Here is a 1,498-nt window from a genome sequence, read left to right on the forward strand (position 1 = left end):
ATTACACAGGGAATCCCCACATGACTAATGGGAACAATATAGGTTTCTGTGGGGGGAAATAAAGCGACAACGTGGGGAACGGGACGGGGAGTATAATGCACTTGCGATTGACCTTGATAAGCGAGGGAGGTGCTTGCTCCTGAGTCTAACATCACTGCGTCCCGAAAACCTGCCTGTACTAATAATTCTCCCAAAGCCATCGAATCGATCGGCTCTCTGGAAACCCCGATAACTGGCTGTCCTGCCTGATTAATCCCCCAAAAAGCCCGGTGACGCAGGGCATCAAAACCGTAAAGTGTACCAAAGGATTCCCGCGGTTGTGGTTGTCCATCTTTGACTAACCAAGCGGCCGCGACAAAAGCATCCGTAACCTTGAGATCATCTCCAGCCTCCGCTGCAATTCCTTCTAGGGTATTATGACGGGCAGGATCAAAGGGAAGATAACGCACCCATCGCTCGGTAATGATTACTAAAGGACGACCCTCTAACTTGTCGATTTCTCCCTCATATCCCGGTATAAAGCCGCCATTTTCGCTTAAAACCGGCCCGATCATCTGATTTGAGTCCAATTCCTTGAGAGAGAAAAAACCGCCATCTACAGCCGCGATCGCTTCTGTACCGGCGATAATTTCCTCCACTTGATAACGACTATCAGCGTGGATGGTTTTGGGAATCCCGCCACTAATCAGAACAAGTGTATTAGTTGAAAATTCCACTTCCCGTTTTTGGATGGTGGTGGCAAAGTTAAAACCGCCATCCCTACGGGGTAAGGGATCACCTCCCCAAGCTTGCGGTACAACTTCTCGCGTGCGCGATTGCCCAAAGCGTCCAATCGTGAGTAAATCGGGGGATTGTCCCGCAAAATGTTCATCGAGGTCATTCATCGATAAAGCCGCCCGATAACCCGCTTTTTTGACGAATTCCTTCACTCGATCATCTGCCTTCCCTTCCGGATAGGTGAAATAATTAATCGGAATGCCCAATTCTTTTTCTAAGATTTGTTTCGATTGCTTGACTTCTTGCTCCAAATCTGCATCGGACAATAATCTTAAATCCCGGGGATGACTAACACTATGGGAGACAATTTGGACTAGAGGATCGGCGGCCATTTCCTGGAGTTGTTGCCAAGTGACACTGGTTCTGCCAGTTTTTTGAGTCATTTTATTGATATAAATCGAGAAAACAGCAGGATAGCCGTATTTTCTCAATAAAGGATAGACATACTGGTAATGTCCCCCATAACCATCATCAAAAGTTAATAAAACTGGTTTAGCGGGAAGGGGAATACCTGTCCGCAGATGGGAAATTAACCAATCGATACTGATAGGAGTTGCCCCGATTTCCCGCAAAAATTGAAAATGTGCCTCTAATTCGCCAGGAGTAACGTCAAAGAATACCTCTTTTTCCGGTAAAATGTCGTGATACATTAAGATCGGTACTTTTGTCTCTTGAGCGCGGGGATGAATTTCTGGCCAGGGTGCTAATTTGATCGCTGTTG

General features: G+C 46.7%; 1 protein-coding gene. It reads right to left on the minus strand.

Annotated elements, in window-relative coordinates; translation table 11 throughout:
* Positions 1-1,498: polysaccharide deacetylase family protein (locus PX481_RS20475; protein WP_288095703.1), on the minus strand; the 1,498-nt coding region annotated here is incomplete at both ends.

This window comes from Microcystis sp. M53603_WE2, assembly GCF_030065435.1.